The following is a 3,178-nucleotide window of genomic DNA, read 5'->3' as shown; positions in this document are numbered from 1 at the left end:
AGCTGCCGGGGACCAGCGCGTCCCGGTACCGGGCGATCGCGCCGTGCGGGTCGTCGGCGTCCGGCACGAAGTGCAGCACCGCGACCATCAGCACGCCGATCGGCCGGTCGAAGTCCAGCAGCCGCCGCACGTCCTCGTTCTCCAGCACGGACGCCGGGTCGCGCAGGTCCGCCTGGATGGCGGTGGCCAGCGGGTTCGCCGACAGGATCGCGGTGCTGTGCGCGACCGCGACGGGCTCGATGTCCACGTAGACCACGCGCGCCGCCGGGTTGGCGGCCTGGGCGATCTCGTGCACGTTGCCCACGGTCGGGATGCCCGAGCCCAGGTCCAGGAACTGGTCGATGCCCTGGTCCAGCAGGTAGCGCACCGAGCGCCGCAGGAACGTCCGCAGCGAGCGCGCCGCCCCGGACATGCCGGGGAAGACGTGCTCCACGGCCTTGGCCGCTTCCCGGTCCACGGCGAAGTTGTGCGACCCGCCCAGGTAGTAGTCGTACATCCGGGCCGTGCTCGGTCGGTCCAGGTCCACCGACGCGGGGACCCAGCTCGCCTGCTCCATAAAAGCCTTCTCCTCTTGACCGGGTGGAACCGCCGATCGTGTCGAACCCCGGTCGCCGCGCACAAGCCCCGCGCGCGGAACTCCTCGGTCTCGCTCTGGGCGAACAGAACTCGGAAACAACCGGGGACTCAACTCGGTTGAGCCTGTCAGACTCAACTCTGGAGGCTTCGCATGGGTGACACGTTGGCGCTCCCGGTCCTGCCCCTCGACGACACCGTCGTGCTGCCGGGCATGGTCGTCCCGGTGCGCCTGACCGGTTCGGACGCGGGCGCCGAGGCGCGGGCCGCCGTCGAGGCGGCCACCTCGGCCGCCGGAGGGGTGAACGGCGCGCGGGTGCTCCTGGTTCCCCGCCTGGACGGCCGCTACGCGAAGGTCGGCGCGCTGGCCACCGTCGAGCAGGTCGGCAGGCTCGCGGGCGGCGAGCGGGCCGCCGTGCTGCGCGCGACCGAGCGGGTGCGCATCGGCACCGGCACCACCGGGCCCGGCGCCGCGCTGTGGGTGGAGGCCACCGTCGTCGAGGAGCCGCCGCCGGACGAGCGCGCGCACTCCCTGGCCCGCGACTACCGCGCGGTGGTGACCACGATCCTCCAGCAGCGCGGCGCCTGGCAGGTCGTGGACTCCGTCCGCCAGGTCGACGGCCCCTCCGCGCTCGCGGACCTGGCCGGGTACGCGCCGTACCTGGAGAACGACCAGAAGGTGTGGCTGCTGGAGACCGGCGACGTCGGCGACCGCCTGGAGCGGCTGCTGGAGTGGGGCCGGGCGCACCTGGCCGAGCTGGACGTCGCCGAGACCATCGCCAAGGACGTCAAGGAGGGCGTGGAGAAGCAGCAGCGGGAGTTCCTGCTGCGCCAGCAGCTCGCCGCCATCCGCAAGGAGCTGGCCGAGCTGGACGGCAAGCCCGCCACCGAGGAGCAGGACTACCGGGCCCGCGTGGAGGCCGCCGAGCTGCCGGAGAAGGTGCGGGAGGCGGCGCTGCGCGAGGTCGACAAGCTGGAGCGCACCTCCGAGCAGTCCCCCGAGGTCGGCTGGATCCGCACCTGGCTCGACACCGTGCTCGACCTGCCGTGGGGCGAGCGCACCGAGGACTCCTACGACATCGCGGGCGCGCGGGCCGTGCTCGACGCCGACCACGCGGGCCTGGACGACGTGAAGGAGCGCATCACCGAGTACCTGGCGGTGCGGCGCAGGCGCGCGGACCGGGGCATGGGCCTGGTCGGCGGGCGCGGCGGCGGCGCGGTGCTCGCCCTCGTCGGGCCGCCCGGCGTCGGCAAGACCTCGCTCGGCGAGTCCGTCGCGCGGGCCATGGGCCGCAAGTTCGTCCGCGTCGCGCTCGGCGGCGTGCGCGACGAGGCGGAGATCCGGGGCCACCGGCGCACCTACGTCGGCGCGCTGCCCGGCCGCATCGCCCGCGCCATCTCCGAGGCGGGCTCGATGAACCCGGTCGTGCTGCTCGACGAGATCGACAAGGTCGGCGCCGACCACCGGGGCGACCCGACCGCCGCGCTGCTGGAGGTGCTGGACCCGGCGCAGAACCACACGTTCCGGGACCACTACCTGGAGGTCGAGCTGGACCTGTCCGACGTGGTGTTCCTGGCCACGGCGAACGTGCTGGAGTCCATCCCCGGCCCGCTGCTCGACCGCATGGAGCTGGTGCGGCTCGACGGCTACACCGAGGACGAGAAGGTCACCATCGCCCGCGACCACCTGCTCCCGAGGCAGGTCGAGCGGGCCGGGCTGGAGCCGGGCGACGTGGAGGTCACCGGGGCCGCGCTGCGCAGGCTCGCGGGCGAGTACACCCGCGAGGCCGGGGTGCGGCAGCTGGAGCGCTCGCTCGCGCGGGTGCTGCGCAAGGTGACCGCCGGGGTCGCGCTGGACCGGGCCGAGCTGCCCGTCACCGTGGACGGCGGCGACCTGGAGGGCTACCTGAAGTCGCCGAAGTTCACCCCCGAGTCCGCCGAGCGCACCGCCGTCCCCGGCGTGGCCACGGGACTGGCGGTGACCGGGGCGGGCGGCGACGTGCTGTTCGTGGAGGCCGCGCTCGCCGAACCCGGCACCGGGGCGTCCGGCGTGGTGCTCACCGGGCAGCTCGGCGAGGTGATGAAGGAGTCCGCGCAGATCGCCCTGTCCTACCTGCGGGCGCACGACGAGCGGGCCGCGACCCTGGACGGGCGCGGCGTGCACGTCCACGTCCCGGCGGGCGCGGTGCCCAAGGACGGGCCGTCGGCGGGCGTCACGATGGTGTCGGCGCTCGCGTCGCTGCTGTCGGGCCGCCCGGTGCGCTCGGACGTGGCGATGACCGGCGAGGTGTCCCTCACCGGACGGGTGCTGCCCATCGGAGGGGTGAAGCAGAAGCTGCTCGCCGCGCACCGGGCGGGCATCACGACCGTGCTGCTGCCCGCGCGCAACGGGCCGGACCTGGAGGAGGTCCCGCAGGACGTGCGGGACGCGCTGACCGTGCACCTGGTCGGGGACGTGCGCGAGGTCCTGGAGCTGGCGCTGGAGCCCGAGGCCGCGGCGGCCACCACCGCCGCCTGAGCCGACGGGGGGGCCGGGGGGGCGTGGGACCCCCCCCCCCCGGGGGAGCCGTTCTGGCGCGCGGGGCGGGTTGGGGCCCCCACCCCC

2 protein-coding genes are annotated in these 3,178 nt (G+C 74.8%); one reads left to right on the top strand and one right to left on the bottom strand.

Translation table 11 applies throughout. The annotated features are described in order from the left end of the window. A partial coding sequence (locus tag ACTUAL_RS23540) for an SAM-dependent methyltransferase (RefSeq protein ID WP_440901771.1) occupies positions 1-556 on the bottom strand: 556 nt, incomplete at its 3' end. 171 nt (positions 557-727) lie between these two features. Here ACTUAL_RS23540 and lon point away from each other — a divergent pair. Further along, positions 728-3,091, top strand: coding sequence for an endopeptidase La (lon, locus tag ACTUAL_RS23535; RefSeq protein ID WP_440901770.1), 2,364 nt, complete (start codon positions 728-730; stop codon positions 3,089-3,091). The last annotated feature ends 87 nt before the right edge of the window (positions 3,092-3,178 follow it).

Source organism: Actinosynnema sp. (assembly GCF_052038725.1).
The sequence above is the reverse complement of the archived record's forward strand: the minus strand, read 5'-3'. Positions and strand labels throughout refer to the sequence as shown.

Coding starts and splice junctions, on each gene's coding strand:
- lon (WP_440901770.1), top strand. CDS start 728: ATGGGTGACACGTTGGCGCTCCCGGTCCTGCCCCTCGACGACACCGTC.